We start from the raw sequence: 17,836 nt of genomic DNA, 5'->3' as shown, positions 1-17,836 counted from the left end.
GGACGGCCAGCCGTTCAAGCGGCTAGCGCACATAAGGGCGATTTAGTGTTCGCCGGCAGCCTTGGCGGCCGCCTCGCGCAATTTGTCCTTCTTGCTCTTGCGCGCGCCCTTCACGCCGCCGTTGACAGTGTCCGTGACGGAATTCACGGGCGCGGGCAATTCCGTCGGCTCGAAACCGGCCACCACTTCGCGCACGATGCGCAAGTCATTGCGGTTTTCGATCAGGCGGAAATGCGCTTCCGAGTCGGCCGTCACGAAACTGATGGCCGTGCCGCTTTCGCCGGCGCGGCCCGTGCGGCCGATGCGGTGCGTGTAGTCGACGGCCGAGCGGGGCAAGTCATAGTTGACGACGGCCGGCAGGCCGGCGATGTCGATGCCGCGCGCGGCCACGTCGGTGGCGACCAGTACCTGCAAGCGACACGCCTTGAAATCGGCCAGCAGCTGGCTGCGCGTGCCCTGGCTGAATTCGCCATGGAAGGCGCCCACGTGCAGGCCCGCGCGCTGCAGCTTGTCGGCCACGTGTTCGGCCGCGTACTTGGTGGCGACGAACACCAGCACGCGCTCCCACTGCTGCTGCAAGATCAGGTAGCGCAGCAGCTGCGTGCGGCGCGGCACGTCGACCGTGATGGCGCGCTGCACGATGTCGGGTTTGTCCTGCGGTTCGGACGCCACTTCGATGCGCACGGGGTCCTTGAGCAGGCTGTCGGCCAGCGCCTGCACGCTGTCGGGGAAGGTGGCGGAGAAGAACAGGTTTTGCCGCTTGCCCGGCAGTAGCGCCAGGATGGCGTTGATTTCCTCGCTAAAACCCATGTCGAGCAAACGGTCGGCCTCGTCGAGCACGCACAGCGACACGCCGCCCAGCTTCACGGCGTTCTGGCGCACCAGGTCCAGCAAGCGGCCCGGCGTGGCGACGACGATGTCGGCGCCGCCGCGCAAGTCCATCATCTGCGGATTGATCGACACGCCGCCGAACAGCACGGAAATCTTCAGTTTGATCGGCAGCGGCTTGGCCAGCGCGTGCACGGTCTGCCCCACCTGCGCCGCCAGCTCGCGCGTGGGCACGAGGATCAGCGCGCGCACCTGGCGCGGGCCGGAAACGGGCGCCATCAGCGCCTGCAGCAGCGGCAGCGCGTAGGCGGCCGTCTTGCCGGACCCCGTCTGGGCCGCGCCCAGCACATCGCTGCCGCGCAGGATGGCGGGAATGGCGGCCGCCTGGATGGCCGTCGGCGCGGCATAGCCGGCCTTGTCGACGGCACGGACCAGGGCGGGAATCAGACCCAGTGAGGAAAATGGCATAACGGGCCTTCTTTATTCGTAAAGTGAGACCGGCCGCGAAAGGCGGCCGGTCGGAATTGCGACAGTATAAGGCAGACCGCTACTGGCGTGGCATTTGCAGCTTCGGAAAGCCCGCTTCATCGTAGCCCGGCATGCCGCGGCGGATGGCGTGCGAAAAGTCCGCGTCGTCGTTGGCCGCCCGCGCGCGCGCCGTGATGTGGCCCCCAATACGCAGCTGCTGGAAGCTCAAGCCGGGCACCAGGCCCTTGACGTCGAACAGGTAGCGGTCCAGGTAACCCGAGGCCATCAGCCGGTAGTCGAGCGGCAGGCCAGGCACGATGCGGCGCACCATCTCGAAGACGATGGTGGTGCAGTTGGCCGTCAGGGTGTTGTAGAACTGCGGCTGGTTCTTCAGCGCTTGCGCTTCGTCCAGGTAGGCGAGGAACAGCGAGCGCATGGCCGCTTTCGGCATCATGACGCGGTACAGATGCATGTCCTCGCCGCGCGCATTCGTGCGCACGCGCAGGATGTCGCGCTCGTCGGCGGCGATCAGGCTCATCTCGAAATGCTTGAAGAAGCCGCCGATGGCGGAAAAGCTCTCGCCCTTCTCCTTGCGGATCTCGATGGAAAACGTCAGAAAGCGCCCGTCGGCGAAGCCGAACGAGATCAGGGTGTGCGCAATGTAGGGGCCCGTCCAGTACGACAGCGCCGTGTCCACCGTGCGCAGTTCGTCGAGGTCGTAGCTGCGCTGCTCCCACTTGACCGTGTAGTCGTCATCGCTGCGCCAGTCGAAATTGCGCACATTGTCCAGGGTGACGAGATTGCCTGCCACCTTGCCGGTGACGTTGCGCGCCACGTCGTCGGCCCACACGCGCTGCTGTTTCGGCGTGATCAGGCTCCACCACAGGAGCAGCAGGATAAAACCGGCCGCATACGGCAGCAGCACGCGCGCATCGCCGCGCATCCACCACAGCGCGATGCTGGCCACGCCCAGCGCGCCCCACAGCAGCGCGCCGATGGCTTGCGCGGCCGTGCCGCCGGACAGCTGGTACCACAGCGCCAGCGCGCCCCACAGTGCAGTCAACAGGAGAATCAGGGAAACGGCCATTTTGCCGAGGGTGCCCAGCACGGAGCGGGCACGATGTGATAAGAAAGTCATGCCCTGATTATAAGGGCAAGCACAGGAACAGGTGAGTTCAGACAGGTTTCGATGCAACAGGCTGCAACAGAAAAAGCATTGCTTGCCTGCCAATTTGTTTCATGAGAGCATGTTGCACAAATAAAATGTATAGACAAGGCAGCCTGTCTCACAGGGCAGCCTTGTCCTCCAGGGAGACATCTTGCAATCCAGTTCACTGTACACCCTCGCCGGCAGCCTCAATTCCCTTTTCATTATCGTCAGCCTGTTTGGCCTGTGGTCGCAGCTGCAAAAGATCTGGCGGCGCAAGCGCGACGCCAACTTGGGCGCAGGCCAGGCAACGGACGTCCTGTCGCTCAACCAGTTCACCGTCAGCTTCCTCGCGTATTGCGCGTTCTTCGTCTACGGCTATTCGATCACGCCGTTCAACCACTACATCGTCTGGCCGCGCCTGATCGCCTCGCTGATCGCGCTGGGCATCCTGTATGAAATCGACCACGACCGGCGCAGCGTGGCATCGCGCAACGCGCTGCTGACCTGCGCGCTGCTGCTGTGCGCGGGTGTGGCGGGATTGCTGTTCGGCCCCACCTTCACGGATGAAAAGCGCGTGATCTCGCAAAGCCTGATCGTCGCCGTCACCGTGCTGCTGGCGCAGGGCTATGCGCATCAGATCCGCCTGATCTGGCGCTCCGGCAAGACGGGCGCAGTGTCCCTGAAAATGAGTCAGTTCATCCTGGCAATGGATATCAGTACCATCTTCTTTGCCTGCGTCATGGGGCTATCGACGGGCTGGCCTTTGCTGCTGCTGGCCTGCGTCAGTGCCACGACCAAGCTTGCCATCATGTGGCTGTTCCGCTGGGAGAAGTCCAGCCCCGCCGCGCAGGTGAAACGCCAGGCGCCGGCCTGAGGCCTACTGCCCGCTCAGGGCGCGCATTTCCGCATACAGGTTGGCCTTGCCCTCGAAACCGATGCCGACCAGGTCCGGCATGGTGATGTGGCCATTTTCCACCCTGACGCCGTCGGGGAAGCCGCCGAACGGCTGGAATAAATCCGGATACGATTCATTGCCGCCCAGGCCCAGCCCTGCCGCGATATTCAGGGACATCTGGTGGCCGCCGTGCGGGATGCAGCGGCTGCGCGACCAGCCGTGCTGGTGCAGCATGTCCAGGGTGCGCAGGTATTCCACCAGGCCGTAGCTGAGGGCGCAATCGAACTGCAGCCAGTCGCGGTCGGCGCGCATGCCGCCATAACGGATCAGGTTGCGCGCATCCTGCATGGAAAACAGGTTTTCGCCCGTCGCCATCGGCTTGTCGTAATAGCTGCGCAAGGTCGATTGCAACTCGAAGTCGAGCGGGTCGCCCGCCTCTTCATACCAGAACAGGTCGTACTGGCGCAGCGCCTTGGCGTAGGCGATCGAGGTATCCAGATCGAAGCGGCCGTTGGCATCCACGCACAGCTTTTGCCCATCCTGCAGCACCTCCATGATGGCGTCGATGCGGCGCAAATCTTCATCGAGCGAGGCGCCGCCGATCTTTTTCTTGACCACCGTGTAGCCGCGGTCGATATAGCTGCGCATCTCGTCCTGCAGCGCGGACAGGCTCTGGCCCGGGTAGTAATAGCCGCCGGCCGCATACACGAAGACCTGTTTGTCGGGCACGCCCGTGCCATGGCGCTCGGCCAGCAACTGGAACAGGGGCTTGTTCTCGATCTTCGCCACGGCATCCCAGATGGCCATGTCGATGGTGCCGATGGCCACCGAGCGCTCGCCATGGCCGCCCGGCTTTTCATTGGTGTACATGCAATCCCACACCTTGTGCGGGTCGAGGTTGCCACCGTCATCCGTCACGAGGCTGGCCGGATCGGCGTCGAGGATGCGGGGAATGAAACGCTCGCGCATCAACATGCCCTGGCCGTAGCGGCCATTCGAATTGAAGCCATAGCCGACGACGGGCTTGCCGTCACGCATCACGTCGGTGACGACGGCCACCAGGCTCAGGGTCATCTTGGTGAAATCGATGTAGGCATTGCGGATGGGGGAAGAGATGGGGATGGTCTTTTCGCGGATCTCGACGATTTTCATGCGGATCTCCTGTGCTTGAATGGTGACGCCAGCTTACCCGCGAATGAGAGTCGTATAATCGAGTCTAATTTAAACCATTCTTCACCTCAGGTTAATAATGAAAAGCGACGCCACCACGGAAATGGCCTTCTTTGTGCTGCTGGCCAAGCTGGGCAGCCTGTCGGCCACGGCGCGCGAGCTGGGCATCACGCCGCCCGCCGTCAGCAAGCGCCTGCAGCTGATGGAACAGCGCCTGGGCGTGCGGCTGCTGAACCGCAGCACGCGGCGCATCAGCCTGACGGGCGATGGCGAAAGTTATCTGCAACAGGCGCGGCAAATCCTCGACGATATCCGCGCCATGGAAGAATCCCTGGCCAGCGGCAGCGCGCAGCCGCGTGGGTTGCTGCGCGTGAATGCCACCCTGGGTTTCGGGCGCACGGTGATCGCGCCCCTGCTGTCGCAATTCGCCCTGCGCCACCCGCAGCTGGAAGTGCAGCTGCAGCTGACTGACAGCCCTATCAACCTGGTCGAGCAGGCGTACGACCTGGGCATCCGCTTCGGCGACTTGCCCGACACGCGGCTGTCGGCGCGGCGCATCATGTCGAACCGGCGCTTCCTGTGCGCTTCGCCCGCCTACCTGCAGGCGCACGGCACGCCGCACACCCCGGACGACTTGGCGCAGCACCGCTGCATCGTGCACCGGCAGAATGACGACGCCTACGGCATCTGGCGCCTGAGTAAGGGACGCGCCACCCACACGGTGAAAGTGCGCGGCACGGTGGCCAGCAATGATGGCGACGTGGTGCTGGGCTGGGCCCTGGACGGCCACGGCATCCTGCTGCGCTCGGAATGGGACCTGACGCGCTACCTCGACAGCGGCCGCCTGCGCGTGGTGCTGGCCGATTACGCGCTGGCGCCGGCCGACCTGTACGCCTATTACCCGAGCCGCCACCAGCTGCCCGCCAAAGTGCGCGCTTTTATCAATTTTCTCATCGAGCAGTTGCAGCCGGAAGCGGCCACAGCGGCCAAATCAGGTTAAACTACAATATTGCGATATGGCAATATTATGAAGGAGTAGGTTTTGCTAGTCATACTCGGATTTCTCGTCGTGCTGTTTTCCGTCTTCGGCGGCTTCGCCATGCAGGGCGGTCACTTGGCGGCCCTGTTCCAGCCGCTGGAACTGCTGATGATCGGCGGCGCCGCGCTGGGCACCTTCTTTGTCGGCAATGACGCCAAGGCCATCCGCGCCACGTTCGCCGCCCTGCCCACCCTGTTCCACGGTTCGCAGTACACGAAGGCGCGCTATATGGAACTGATGGGCCTGATGTATGAAATCCTCAGCAAGATCCGCAAGGAAGGCTTGATGTCGGTCGAGGACGATATCGACGACCCGTACCGCAGCCCCATCTTCGTGAAATACCCGTACACGCTCGGTGACGAGCACATCCTGGAATTCATCACCGATTACCTGCGCCTGATGGTGTCGGGCAATATGGACGCCTACCAGATCGAAAACCTGATGGATAACGAGATCGAGACGCACCACGAAGATGCGGAAATGCCGATCCAGACGATTTCGCAGCTGGCCGACGCCATGCCCGCCTTCGGCATCGTGGCCGCCGTGATGGGCGTGGTGCACACGATGGCCTCCGTCGGCTTGCCGCCGGCCGAGCTGGGCGTGCTGATCGCGCAGGCGCTGGTGGGCACCTTCATCGGCATCTTGCTGGCCTACGGTTTCATCGCGCCGCTGGCCAGCTTGCTGCGCCGCAAGCACCATGAAACGGCGAAGATGTACCAGTGCGTCAAAGTGACCCTGCTGGCCAGCCTGAACGGCTACGCGCCGGCGCTGGCCGTGGAATTTGGCCGCAAGGTCATTTCCGCCACGGAACGCCCGTCGTTCAGCGAACTGGAAAACCACGTGCGCCAGGTGCGCACGAAGAACTGATACAGCCGGCTAGTCTCAATCGTCAGGCTTCCGGCGCCGTCCAGACCAGGTTCCACAGGTGGCCATCGATATCCTCGAAGCCCTGGTCATACATGAAGCCATGGTCCTCGGGCGGATGCGGTATGCGGCCACCGGCGGCCGCCGCCCTGGCGATCAGGCCATCCACCTCTTCCCGGCTTTCGCAACTCAGGCAAATGACGACTTCATTGGCCTCCTTCGCATTCGCCACCGGCTTGCCGATCAGCGACTGGAAGAAGGCTTCCGTCGTCAGCATGGCCTGGATGCTGCGGTCGACGATGTTCATGAAGGCCGCGTTCTCGCCGCTGAAGCGGGAATCGAAGGTAAAGCCAAGGGCGGAAAAGAAGGCCCTGGATTTATCCAGGTCCTTGACGGGCAGGTTGAGGATGATCTGTTTTTTCATGGCGTTTCCTTGCTCACACGTTGACGAAACAATCGTTCGTCCAGAATACCAATAAAAACTAAAGAAAGGCGCGGGCCAGGCTTGAGCGCGCGCCAGCCACCGCGCGCAGGCGTTCATCAAGGTAGGCGCTCACGCGCGGATGCTGGCTGAAGGCGACGTTGAAGCGGATGTGCTGGTCGGGCGTGTCGTTGGCCGAGAACGCGGCGCCGCGCATCAGCAGGATCTTGTTGCGGTAGGCGTCCTGCACCAGCAAGTCCACGTCCAGCCCTTCGGGCATGCTGCCCCACAGGAAAATGCCTGCGTCGCCGGGCTGCTCGAACAGCACGCCGGCCGCGCTCAGTTGCCGCGTGCTGGCGTTGCGCGCCACCATGATCTTGCGTTGCAGCCGCTCCAGGTGCTTGCGCAGGTTGCCGGCCTTGAGCACTTCCAGCAGCACGTATTCGTTCAGCGCAGGCAAGGTCATGATGGAGTGGATCTTGGTGCGCATCAGCAACTTGAGCAGGGCGGGCGCCGCGGCCAGGTAGCCCATGCGCAGGGCCGGGCTCAGCGCCTTGCACAGGCTCGAGTAATAGATCACGCCGTCCAGTCCGGACAGCGACGCCAGCCGCGTGCTGTGGCCCGGCTGGAAATGGCCGTGCACGTCGTCTTCGGCGATCAGGAAGCCGTACTGCTGCGCCATGATCAGCACCTTGTGCAGGTTGGCGGCGCTGCTGCTCCACCCGGTGGGATTGTGCAATGCCGTCTGCACGAACAGCAGGCGCGGACGGTGCGCGCGGCAGGCCGCTTCCAGTTCGTCCAGGTCGAGGCCATCGGGGCGGCGCTTGATGGGCACCAGGCGCACGCCGTCCTGGCGCAGCCTGCCGAACATCAGGAAGTATCCGGGGTCTTCCACCAGCACCGTATCGCCGGGCTGCAGAAACGTGCGGCAGATCAGATCGATGGCATGGGTGCCGCCGAAAGTGGTGAGGATGTGGCTGGCGTCCGCGGCGATGCCGATGCCGCGCATCAGCAGCGCGATCTGCTCGCGCAGTTCGGCCAGACCTTGCGGCGGACAGCGCGAGGCCATGCCAGCCGCGCTGCGCGCCAGGCCACGTTGCACGGCGGCGGCCGGCAGCGCGTCCTGCAGCCAGGTGGGGGGCAAGGCGCCGCTGCTGGCTAGCAGCACGCCCGGCCGCTGGTCGTTCACTTGCTGGCTCAGCCAGACCGGCTCCTGCTCCTGGCCCGCTTCCAGCGCCACCTCGTCGGGAATGGCGCGGCTGGCGTCGGTGGGTGCGCAGACGAAGAAGCCTGTCGTGCCGTGCGTATCGATGACGCCTGCGGCCACCAGCCGGTCATACGCCACCACCACGGTGTTGGTGCTGACCGCGAGCTGCGTGGCGAGCTGACGGATCGACGGCAGCCTGGTGCCGCCAGACAGGACGCGTTGCGCGATCTGCTGGCGCAATGCGGCCTCGATCTGCTTGAACAGGGCGATGGGCGAGGAGCGGTCGATGGCGAACATGGGTGGAAGTCTAGCGTAAAAACATCACGGCGAGTACCAGCAGGATGGCGCCCATCGTCAGATTGAATATGCGCTGGTTGCGTGGCGCTTTCAGCACGCGGCGGATCGAGACGCCGAACAGCGCCCACATGGCGTTGCACGGCATGCCTACCACGGTGCCGATCACGGACACCAGCAGCGCACTGGCAAGCATGTTGCCCTGTGCAGGCATGAATACGGACGCCATGGTGACCGCCTTGAGCCAGCTCTTGGGATTCAGCGCCTGAAACAGCGCCGCCTGCGCAAACGACACGGCTTTCGCTGTGCTGCTTCCCGCCACCGAGGCGCCGGCAAGCTTCCAGGCCAGGAACATCAGGTACAGCGCGCCCGCGATACGCAGCACCTGCTGCGCCATCGGATAAGCGACGAACACGCTGCCCAGCCCCACGCACATGAGCATGGTCTGCACAAAGATACCGGCCTGGATGCCGAGGATCACCGGCAGCGCACCGCGATAGCCGAAATTGGCGCCGGTGGTGGCCAGCATGACGTTGTTCGGCCCGGGCGTGGCGGACATCACAAAGCAATAGCTCATCAGGGGCAGGAGTTCGGTCATGGCAGTCAATCGCAGCGTGGAGAAGGCCCCAGTCTAGAAGCGCGGCACGGCGGGGACAAGGCACAAGGCGCCGCATACAAGCACATGCTGTATCAGTCGAACGACTGCTACAGCAGCGAAACAGGCCGCCTCGCCCGGACAAGCATCAGGAACGCTCTGCTCGTGGCCTGAAGTGGACACCGTCTGCGTCAGGCCGGGGAATTGATGCGTTTGTCCAGCGGCCTCTCGTTGAGCGCATCTGCGGCCCGATCCACGAATTGCCTGACGTCCCCTACCTCGGCAAACAAGCCGGCATAGGCCGCCCGTATCAGCACAGTGCACTGCTCGAATTTCGCAAGCTGCGACAAGCCCTCATCAGTGAGCATGAATATCCGCCGCCGGGCATCATTGTCATCATTCCGATATTGTATGAGGCCCAGACGCAGCAGCTTGGGTATCTTTTGCATGACCAACTGGTGCGAATGTCCGAGTTCGCGCGCCAGATCCGAAGCGGAGGCCGCGCCGAGCGTGGCAAGAACAGTCATCAGCGAACACGAACGCACCGGGATGACGATCCCCATCGTATCGAAGACGGTCTGGGATTGCTCAGCGATCAGAATGCTCAGCCGTTCGACGGCTCGGCCGAGAAACACGGCGTCATCGATCGCGGCCGGGTGAGGTGTCTTCTTAGTCAAGGCGCTTGTACCTCTGGATGCTGCCGTCCTGGTTCACGCGTTCCAGCGCCGTCACTTTCCCGCGCGAAACATTCAAGCGGTATCGAAAACCCGACACGCCTTCCACCGCGAACAGGTCGGGACCGATCGGCTCAAGCGCGACCCGAAACCGGTCGCGCCAGATAGTGTAGAGCGTGCCATTGTCCAGGACGAGCTGGCGGCCTTCATATTTTCCGGCGGCGCTCGTCAGCAGCCCGGCATCGACATGCGGGCGCTCGATCGCTGCCGTCAAGCTGGGGAGCAGCCAGGCAAGTTCGGTTCGCCTGGCGTCATCGGTCTTCGCCAGGTTTTCAAGCGCCAGCTTGTGCGCCAGAGGCAGCGCGCGAATGGACGGGCTTGGAATATCGGGTTGCACGCCAACTCCTTCGAAATCGCCATGCTCCACGGGATCCTGGATCTGGCCGATCGGCACTTGCACGAAATAATCGTCATTGAGGGGCTTGCGCGCAACCGGATGCGCACCACCGGCGGTCCGCTCCCCGATCAGTGTCGCTCTCCCGAGCTTCTTCATCGCATAGGAAAACCATTCTGCGGAGGAAAACGACGTGGAACCGGTCAGGATATACACCGGCTTGTCCACCATGCGCTTGCCTGGCAGGCCCGGCAGCACCCATTGCCCGCGCTGGATACGCTTGCCATCCTCATTATAATAATAGTCAAAGAGCAGCTGGTCTTTCTCGCTGGAGAAGAAATAGCTCGCTAGAAACTGCGCCATTTCCAGATGTCCTCCATTGTTATAGCGCAAATCGATAATGAGGGCGTCCGTATTGCCGACGAAGCGCATAACGGATGCCGCCGTATCATAGGCAAGCTCCGGATCGGCAAAATAGCTGAATCGTATATAACCGATATTTCCCTTCAGGCGAGCGACCTCATCGAAACCAAAATTGGTCTCCTCCAGCCTGCTCGATTCTTCTTTGCGTATCTTGGTCTTGAGCGTCGGATTGGCTTTTGCCTTGAATTCCGCGATCCATTTTGCGTCGGCACCCACGAAAAAATGCAGGTCGCCGCTGACTTTGATGAGATCGTCCGTCAGCTTGCTCGCAAACGCTGCCTGCGTCGTCGCCGAGTCATAATCTCCGTTTGCCAGATGCGCCTGAAGCACCGGCGCAATCTTTCTTGCGATGTCAGGAAACGCATAGTTTGCATTCAAGGTGCTATTGAGGGAGGCGATGATCTCGCTCTTTTCGTTGCGCGAGATGCTTGGCTCCTCGGCAAAAGCGCCCGGTGCGCACATGATGGACAGTGCCGACAGCGTTTGAAGCAGACATAAGTGATAGCGCATTCTAATGTTCCCCCTCGGTGAGTCTCAATCATACAATATGTTGCGCAATATATTGTAGAAATAATTAAATAACATCGATGATGGGAACAAACCGCAGCCGCTTGCGGCCGACAGTGCCGAAGGGCATTGTCAATGTTGATAATGGACTGCAGCGCCCACCGTAGGTGCACAACGCGACTGGCGGATTGTCAGTGGGCTCAAGCGAGTCGCATTGTCATTTCAAAGGAGCTTCCACATTGGCTGGGATACCACCCCTTCCTCAATGCCTGTCGAATAGCGTGCTCCACGACTGAGGGCGTGATAGCACGCGTAAAATTACCCAGCCAAATATCCGGACGTGCGATATCTGTTCTCACCAGAAGAGTGGTTCGGCCACCGTTTTCAGATTCGACTGCGAAAGACACATTCGTTTCCCCCATGGCCTGTGTACAGGCAGGCAGGCTGACCGACCATCGATATGGTAAAGAATCGACAATAATCCGGCGGCTTCCTTTTCTTGCAATGGACATGATATTTCCTGTGCTTCAGTGACAGCCTCTGGCCGGTTATCGTCGTTGGCAGTTTCCGCCCCTAAGCGGCCCATCAACCTTGGGCATTGTTTGGAAGGTTGCTCACCTATATTCCATAAATACGCTTGAGTTCAAGAATCCAAGAAAGCAAGCGTTCTTGAGCTGAGTCTTGCCGAGACTCAAACCCTTCCTCATCAAAATAACCTTCTGTTTCGATAGCATATTCGTGCCGTCGAAATTCATGAGTAACACTAATCGGAACACCTTCAAGCGCTCGGATGCTATTGCTGAGAAAATCTACAAACGCATCGCGAGTCAACTCACCTTTGCCATAAGCCGAAAGTAAATCTTCCAGCCGTTCGAGAATCGAAAGATTTGACACCAAATTCCTCTTACTTTCCACTGGCGTTAACGAAATGCGACTGTCCGCTTCTGGCCGGTTGCCGCCTTCATGTGCGACAGCTTCCGACCCGAAGCGGTCATAGAACTACCGAAGTAGGCGGATCAATGAAGTGAATTCACAGCGTCTTGGATATCGTTGATCAACAAGGCGAGATCGGGCTTGTCGCCGTACATGTCAAGTTCGCGAGTGGCAATCAATCCCATGGACAGTGGCCCTAGCGCTGGGTCGGTAGGACATCCAGACGCAAATCCTTCGCACCAACCTAGTTGTCGTAGGATAGATTGCCCAGGCGGCCAGCCTTTCGCTGCCAGAGGCTGAATCTGCTGAATAGCTGATTGAATCTTCCGCAAGAGCATTATTTTATCTTCCATTTTTTCTTGCTCGCGCGAGTGACCGCTTGTGGCAGCCGATACTGGACAGTCAGAATCAATGCACGAAGTTGCTGCCTTCAGCGCCATCAAGAGGTTTGCTCAGGCGCACCAAGTCCTCTCACTGCCATTTACGGAGTCGGCGCCGTCTCATCGGGACAGCTGACCTCGTCCTCTGGCGTATATAAGGTCATCGGCACGCGCTGGCCGTCGACTTCCAGTTCGCGCACTTTCGGCGGCACCAGCTGGAACTCGCCCGCCTGCAGTTTCTCGCGCAGGGGTTTGCAGCGCAGCGCATCCGTGGGGATTTGTCCGCGCGCGGTCCAGCTGCCGTCTTCCTTTTCCGCCAGCAAGACCGACGAGGCACGCGGGTCATTGCTGATCAGCAGCACGTCCTGCTTGCCATCGCCATCGAAATCGAGCAGGTAGGCATCGCACTGCGGCCCTGCCCGCTTCAGGCAGGCGGGCAGGCGCCAGGCCGGGCCCACTTGCGTCCAGTCCTGGCGCAGGAAGCTGTCCGGCAACTTCGCCGTGGCCGGGCGCAGGGTCAGGTTGATCGACACGTCGCTCAGCGCGCCCGTCTCGTCGAGGCGGTTCTGGCGCTTGAGCATGGCGTCGGCGCGGGCACGCACGATGGCCGCATCCGGCCCCGTCGTGCGTTTCGTCAATTCCTGCAGGGCCGCCTGGCCGTAGCGGGCGCCCTGGAAGCGCAGGTATTCGAAATCGAACTTGTCCACGCCGACCTTGCCGCTGTCCAGGCGCGCCATCTGGCTGGCCACGGAAATGCGCGCCGGGTCCGCCAGCGGAGAAAACAGGGCGAACAGCACCAGCAGGGTAACAAAGGCGGTGGCCACATTGACGTTGGCGATCAGGTGCAGCCAGTCGCCATACTTGCTGGCCGCCCAGGCATAGCCGGCGGCGTAGCAGGTGGCGATCAACAGACAGGCGGCAGCGATCAGACGGTCGGACGTCCAGCCATGCGACATCACGCGCAGGGTCAGCGCATAGATGGCGATGCCCACCACCCACGGCAGCAACAGGCAAGCCAGGCGCGTGCCGAGGCGGATGCCGCGCGCCACGCCATGGCCCACTTCGCCATTCTGGAAGGCGGCATTGATCAGCACCACCAGCACGCCGGCCATGCCCAGCAGCACGGACGCCGCATGGCGCGTGGCCCACAGGCGCTCGAAACCGATGAAGGGCAAGGTCAGCAGGAAACCGGAAACGAGCACAGCGGCGATCGGCATCAGCCACGACAGCAGCACCAGCAGCAAGGTACGGATGCCACGCACGATGGATGGGCGCACGTCCGTGATGTGGATGGCAAACGAAAACGCGAAACAGATGACGGGAATCACGAACCAGGCCTGGCCCAGCAGTTTTTTCAGGAAACTCAGCTTGATGAGCAGGAACAGCTGCCCGCCCAGCCACAGCACCAGCCACAGGCCCAGCACGAACAGCAGGGAAAACAGCAGCTGGATGCCGAGCTTCCAGGCGATTTCAAAGTAGGTGGGATAGCGGGCGATGCGCTGGCCATCCTGGGCGCTGGCCAGCACCAGCGCGTGGGCGATATAGAAGCCCACCACACAAAAACCGAACAGCTGGGCGGAAATGACGCGCAGGGGCGCGCCCGGCTTGTAGTTGCCCCAGATTACGTGCTCGGCGCCGCGCGCCACGTCATGCCAGGCCAGCACGGCCAGTACGACGGCGGCGCCCGCCATCCACAGCACGATGCGCTTCGCCGACATATGGCCCAGGCTGGATACCAGCAGGATCGGTAGCAGCAAGCTGATCAACATCAACGGACCCAGCAGATAGGCTTCCGTGGCGGGCCACACCTTGTCCTGGGCCGTGCTGTACAGCCAGTACAGCAGCAAGCCTTGCAGCAGGCCCGTCACCAGGCGCGTCACCGCGATGCGCGGCGCCACCACCGGATCGAGCAACGCCATGTTTTTTCCAGCGGCATCCTGCTGCATATTCATTCCCTTAGAGTCGTTCATTGCAGTCATTGTTGCACTGCGAGCACGGCCATTATTGCATTTCGTTATCGTCATCTCAACAGCGATTCGCGTGGATGCCCTTCCCGCACACCTTCGCTGCGGCGCAATGGCAAGCTTTGCGCGAGGCCCCAGGCCAGTTCCGGCACGAGGAACAGCCACAGCAGGGGCTGGCCCGTCATCAGCAAGGCCCACGCCATCCAGGTGGAAAACAGGTAGCGGGCCACCGCGTCGTAGCGGCCGAAGCGCGGCTGCGGATCGAGCATGCGCAGCACCGACCAGACCATCACCACGCTGCCCATCATGCTGCTGATGAGCAAATGCAAGGGTTCGAACACTGGCAGTGGCGCGCCGCCCAGGGCCAGGTTGAGGGCGTTCAAGTGCTCGCGCATGAGCAGGAACGTCCACGGCGTGACAAACGCGGCCGTCATGAGGACATCGTAAATGGCGCTGGCGCGCACCAGGCGGCGGAAAGCAACAACAGATAACATGGGAACTCCTGTGTATGGAAAGCGCCCATTCTCAAGGCTGGAGTACACTCCATGGTCAAGCATTTTATGAAGGAATATTTCCATGCAGATCGGCGAGATGGCGCAGGCGACGGGCTTGAGCCGCGATACCCTGCGCTTCTATGAAAAGCGGGGCTTGCTGCGCGCGCGGCGCGGCGCGAATGGCTACCGCGACTATCCGCCCGAGGCGGCGGACTGGCTGCGCTACTTGCGCACGGCGCAGCAGCTGGGTTTTACGCTGGCGGAAATCGAGGCCGACATGCCGCTGCTGGCCGGCGCAGGCGATCCGGCCATGGCGGACCTGCTGCGCGCGGCGCTGGCGCGCAAGCTGGCCGACATCGATGCGCGCATCGCGGGATTGACGCAGTTGCGCGGCGAGTTGGCGCGGCGGCTGGAACCGCAGGCGGCCGCCTGTCCGTTGCGGGGAGATGCCGAGGCAGCACCAGCCCCCTGAAAAACAAAAAACCGCCTGTGCAATGCAGCAGGCGGTTCTGACGTGGGGCGGAGCCGGGATTACCTGGCGGCCTTGCGGCGGCGCAGGAAACCCATCAGGCCCAGGCCGGCCAGCAGCATGGCGTAGGTTTCCGGTTCCGGCACGGCGGCCATCACGGAAACATTGTCGATCACGGCGCCCGAGTAATTGTCGAACGGCGTGCCGGCCTTGGCGGCGCTGGCAAACGACAGGGTTGCCAGGCCGGTGGAAGCGGCCGTGAAGCTCAGGGTATTGTTGTACAAGGTGTTCGAGGCGGCAGCCGTCGAGTAGAAATCCCCGACCACGCCGCCAAAATTGACGGCCACGCCCTGGCCTGCCGGGCCGCCGGAATTGCGCGCCATGTCAAAGCTCAGGCTGTAGGTCTGGCCAGCAACGACATTGAAACTTTGCGACAAGAAACCCGGACCTGGCGTACCCAGCAAATCGATGCTGTAGCCGTTGATGGCGTTATACGCGTTGCGGATCAGGTCGACGGAACTGGCGCCAACGGTCCAGCCTGTAATGGCCGACGAACCGCTGTTGACGACCTTAAAGCCGCTGTCGAAGGTGTAGCCGGCAGCGACCGTTTCAAAATTGCCATTCGTGATCAGGTTGACGGGACTGGCGCTGGCGGTGCCTGCAGCAAACAGGGCGACAACTGCGGCGATGGTGGCGATTTTCATGAGCTGATTTCCTTGCCTTATAGGCATTAAAGTTACCTTAAGTGAAATCATATCCCAGCCATGATAAAAATCAAAGAACTTTACAAAAATATATTTAATGTGGAAAATTTGTAACGCTCTTCCTGAGAGGGGCGGCTCAATCAAGTTCCTGGCGCGCCACCAGGATGCCATCCGCATCGGCGTAGATCCAGTCGCCCGGATGCACGGCCACGCCGCTGATCTGCACGCGCACGTCGCGCTGGCCGGCGCCCGTCTTGTTGCTCTTGCGCGGATGCGTGGCCAGGGCGCGCACGCCGATCTGGCAGACATTGATTTCCTCGCTGTCGCGGATGCAGCCATCGACGATGATGCCGGCCCAGCCGTTGTTTTCAGCCAGCACACCCAGCTGGCCGCCCACCAGCGCGCGGCGCAGGCTGCCGCCGCCATCGATCACCAGCACATGACCCTGGCCCGGCGTTTCCAGCGTGCTGCGCACCAGCGCGTTGTCTTCGAACACGTGCAAGGTGGTGGCGGGGCCGCTGAAACGCACGCGTTGGCCAAAGGCGCGGTACACGGGCGGCAGCACGGCCAGGGTGCCATCGTCCAGCATGGCTGCATAGTCGTCGCACAGGTCGGTGGTCGCAAAGGTCATGGGAATTCCTTTCGTGGCAGATGGCAACGATTCTATGCCTTTTGCAGCGCCGCAGCACGTGTTTTGCCGCCCACGCCCACGGCCGTGGCAATCGCCAGCGCCTGGAACACGCCGATGAAGACGAACAGCAGGGCCGGATGGTTGCCATCCATCAGCGCGCCAAAGAACAGGGGACCGACGGCCAGGCCGCTGTCGAGGCCCGAATACACGACGCCATACACGCGCCCGGTGGCATTCTTCGGTGCCGCCGCGCGTATCATCAGGTCGCGCGAAGGCCCCGCCACGCCCGACATCAGGCCGATGGCGCCCATCAGCACCACCGCGCCCCAGGCCGGCACGACGGCCATGGCCAGCAGCACGGCCAGCAGCGCGGCGGCGGAAAAAGCGATCGCCACGTTGCGGTCCGGCTGCTTGCTGCGCGCACCCACCACGCCGCCGGCCAGCATGCCCACGGCCGAGGCCAGCATATAGGCCGTGTAGGCGCTGGTAGCCAGCGCCAGGCTCATGCCGTACAGCTTGACGAGGGCCACGCTGGCAAAGCTCTGGATGCCGCCCAGGGCGATGGCGGTAATGAAAAAGAAGGCAAAGCACATCCACACGGCAGGCAGGCGCAGGAAGTCCAGCGTGCCTTCGCCGCCAGCCGCCTGGCCCGGCGCGGCCTTTTTCACGGGTTCGGGGCGGATGGCGTGGCGGTTCAGGAACAGGATCAGCAGCACGCCAAACGGCAGCACGGCCGCGCATTGCAGCGCCACCCGCCAGTCATAATGGGTGGCAACATACGTCATGAACAGGGGCGCCAGCGCCCAGCCGATATTGCCGCTGATGCCATGCACGGAAAAGCCGTAGGCCACGCGGGCCGCCGAGACGCGCTGGTTGAGGATGGTGTAGTCGGCCGGATGAAACACGCTGTTGCCCATGCCGGCCAGCATGGCGCCCAGCATCAGCGCCGCATAGCTGTGTGCGGTAGACAGGGCCAGCGCCGACACGCCCAGCAAGAAAATGCCGGAAAACAACACGGCACGGGCGCCGAAACGGTCGACGACAAAGCCGGCCAGCGCCTGTCCCACGCCCGAAATGATGAAGAACACCGTCATCAGCAGGCCCAGTTCCGCATACGACAGGTCGAAGGCGGGTTTCAGCCAGACGAACAGGGCCGCGAGGATCAGGTGATAGAAGTGCGACACGCCATGCGCCAGCCCCACCAGGCCGATGACGCGGGCGTCGCTGCGCAAGGTGGGAATTTCGGATGCCGAGTTAGTTGTTATCATGTCATACCCTGTCTTATACTGGTGAAGCTCAAGTGTATGCAAAATACCATCGTCTGTTTTCCGA

At 62.1% G+C, this 17,836-nt stretch carries 18 protein-coding genes; 4 read left to right on the top strand and 14 right to left on the bottom strand.

The window, feature by feature from the left end; all coding sequences use genetic code 11:
* Nucleotides 1-42: 42 nt before the first annotated feature.
* Both CSQ93_RS12770 and CSQ93_RS12765 read right to left on the bottom strand, forming a co-directional pair.
* The gene (locus CSQ93_RS12770; protein ID WP_099378371.1) at nucleotides 43-1,296 is read right to left on the bottom strand and encodes a DEAD/DEAH box helicase; all 1,254 of its coding nucleotides are present in this window, start codon (nucleotides 1,294-1,296) and stop codon (nucleotides 43-45) included.
* A 79-nt stretch (nucleotides 1,297-1,375) separates the two neighbouring features.
* Complete coding sequence (locus tag CSQ93_RS12765; RefSeq protein WP_199534387.1) at nucleotides 1,376-2,434, bottom strand: Lnb N-terminal periplasmic domain-containing protein; 1,059 nt, start codon at nucleotides 2,432-2,434, stop codon at nucleotides 1,376-1,378.
* Between the two features lie 181 nt (nucleotides 2,435-2,615).
* On the opposite strand from CSQ93_RS12765, the gene CSQ93_RS12760 reads away from it, so the two are divergent.
* The gene (locus tag CSQ93_RS12760) at nucleotides 2,616-3,320 is read left to right on the top strand and encodes a hypothetical protein (RefSeq protein WP_099378369.1); all 705 of its coding nucleotides are present in this window, start codon (nucleotides 2,616-2,618) and stop codon (nucleotides 3,318-3,320) included.
* 3 nt (nucleotides 3,321-3,323) lie between these two features.
* Here the strand turns inward: CSQ93_RS12760 and CSQ93_RS12755 are convergent, their stop codons facing one another.
* Nucleotides 3,324-4,493, bottom strand: coding sequence for a mandelate racemase/muconate lactonizing enzyme family protein (locus CSQ93_RS12755; RefSeq protein WP_099378368.1), 1,170 nt, complete (start codon nucleotides 4,491-4,493; stop codon nucleotides 3,324-3,326).
* Between the two features lie 97 nt (nucleotides 4,494-4,590).
* Here CSQ93_RS12755 and CSQ93_RS12750 point away from each other — a divergent pair, with 97 nt between their 5' ends.
* The gene (locus CSQ93_RS12750) at nucleotides 4,591-5,511 is read left to right on the top strand and encodes a LysR family transcriptional regulator (protein WP_099378367.1); all 921 of its coding nucleotides are present in this window, start codon (nucleotides 4,591-4,593) and stop codon (nucleotides 5,509-5,511) included.
* 42 nt (nucleotides 5,512-5,553) lie between these two features.
* Entirely contained in the window at nucleotides 5,554-6,417 is an 864-nt protein-coding gene (gene motA, locus CSQ93_RS12745) for a flagellar motor stator protein MotA (RefSeq protein ID WP_070255446.1), read from the top strand.
* 22 nt (nucleotides 6,418-6,439) lie between these two features.
* On the opposite strand, the gene CSQ93_RS12740 is transcribed toward motA, so the two are convergent.
* The 8 genes from CSQ93_RS12740 to CSQ93_RS12710 all read right to left on the bottom strand — a co-directional run bounded on the left by CSQ93_RS12740 (nucleotide 6,440) and on the right by CSQ93_RS12710 (nucleotide 14,700).
* Nucleotides 6,440-6,838: a VOC family protein gene (locus CSQ93_RS12740; protein WP_099378366.1), complete on the bottom strand. Its 399-nt coding sequence runs from the start codon at nucleotides 6,836-6,838 to the stop codon at nucleotides 6,440-6,442.
* Nucleotides 6,839-6,896: 58 nt separating this feature from the next.
* Entirely contained in the window at nucleotides 6,897-8,339 is a 1,443-nt protein-coding gene (locus tag CSQ93_RS12735) for an aminotransferase-like domain-containing protein (protein WP_099378365.1), read from the bottom strand.
* A 10-nt stretch (nucleotides 8,340-8,349) separates the two neighbouring features.
* The gene (locus CSQ93_RS12730; RefSeq protein ID WP_099378364.1) at nucleotides 8,350-8,934 is read right to left on the bottom strand and encodes a LysE family translocator; all 585 of its coding nucleotides are present in this window, start codon (nucleotides 8,932-8,934) and stop codon (nucleotides 8,350-8,352) included.
* 188 nt (nucleotides 8,935-9,122) lie between these two features.
* Nucleotides 9,123-9,608, bottom strand: a complete 486-nt coding sequence (locus CSQ93_RS12725) for a MarR family winged helix-turn-helix transcriptional regulator (RefSeq protein ID WP_099378363.1) — start codon at nucleotides 9,606-9,608, stop codon at nucleotides 9,123-9,125.
* Nucleotides 9,601-10,932: a S41 family peptidase gene (locus CSQ93_RS12720; protein WP_099378362.1), complete on the bottom strand. Its 1,332-nt coding sequence runs from the start codon at nucleotides 10,930-10,932 to the stop codon at nucleotides 9,601-9,603. Before CSQ93_RS12720 ends, CSQ93_RS12725 begins: the two co-directional genes overlap by 8 nt.
* A 615-nt stretch (nucleotides 10,933-11,547) precedes the next feature.
* A complete protein-coding gene (locus CSQ93_RS28835; RefSeq protein WP_158301212.1) occupies nucleotides 11,548-11,823 on the bottom strand; it encodes a hypothetical protein in 276 nt (91 codons plus the stop codon).
* Nucleotides 11,824-12,343: 520 nt separating this feature from the next.
* Nucleotides 12,344-14,188, bottom strand: a complete 1,845-nt coding sequence (locus CSQ93_RS12715; protein WP_233516163.1) for a DUF4153 domain-containing protein — start codon at nucleotides 14,186-14,188, stop codon at nucleotides 12,344-12,346.
* 74 nt (nucleotides 14,189-14,262) lie between these two features.
* Nucleotides 14,263-14,700 carry a hypothetical protein gene (locus CSQ93_RS12710; RefSeq protein ID WP_099378361.1) on the bottom strand — a complete coding sequence of 146 codons (438 nt, stop codon included), beginning with the start codon at nucleotides 14,698-14,700 and terminating at the stop codon, nucleotides 14,263-14,265.
* An 82-nt stretch (nucleotides 14,701-14,782) separates the two neighbouring features.
* On the opposite strand from CSQ93_RS12710, the gene CSQ93_RS12705 reads away from it, so the two are divergent.
* A complete protein-coding gene (locus CSQ93_RS12705) occupies nucleotides 14,783-15,172 on the top strand; it encodes a MerR family transcriptional regulator (protein ID WP_099378360.1) in 390 nt (129 codons plus the stop codon).
* A gap of 59 nt (nucleotides 15,173-15,231) precedes the next feature.
* Here CSQ93_RS12705 and CSQ93_RS12700 read toward each other — a convergent pair whose 3' ends face one another.
* The 3 genes from CSQ93_RS12700 to CSQ93_RS12690 all read right to left on the bottom strand — a co-directional run bounded on the left by CSQ93_RS12700 (nucleotide 15,232) and on the right by CSQ93_RS12690 (nucleotide 17,772).
* The gene (locus tag CSQ93_RS12700) at nucleotides 15,232-15,873 is read right to left on the bottom strand and encodes a choice-of-anchor C family PEP-CTERM protein (RefSeq protein ID WP_233516162.1); all 642 of its coding nucleotides are present in this window, start codon (nucleotides 15,871-15,873) and stop codon (nucleotides 15,232-15,234) included.
* A 136-nt stretch (nucleotides 15,874-16,009) separates the two neighbouring features.
* Nucleotides 16,010-16,504 (bottom strand): ribonuclease E activity regulator RraA, encoded by a 495-nt coding sequence (gene rraA / locus CSQ93_RS12695; RefSeq protein WP_099378358.1) that lies wholly within the window; start codon nucleotides 16,502-16,504, stop codon nucleotides 16,010-16,012.
* A 32-nt stretch (nucleotides 16,505-16,536) separates the two neighbouring features.
* Entirely contained in the window at nucleotides 16,537-17,772 is a 1,236-nt protein-coding gene (locus CSQ93_RS12690) for an MFS transporter (RefSeq protein ID WP_099378357.1), read from the bottom strand.
* Between the last annotated feature and the right edge of the window lie 64 nt (nucleotides 17,773-17,836).

Source organism: Janthinobacterium sp. BJB426, from assembly GCF_002735705.1.
GTDB lineage: Bacteria > Pseudomonadota > Gammaproteobacteria > Burkholderiales > Burkholderiaceae_D > Janthinobacterium.
Note: the sequence above shows the minus strand (reverse complement) of the source record. Positions and strands in the feature narration are given on the sequence as shown.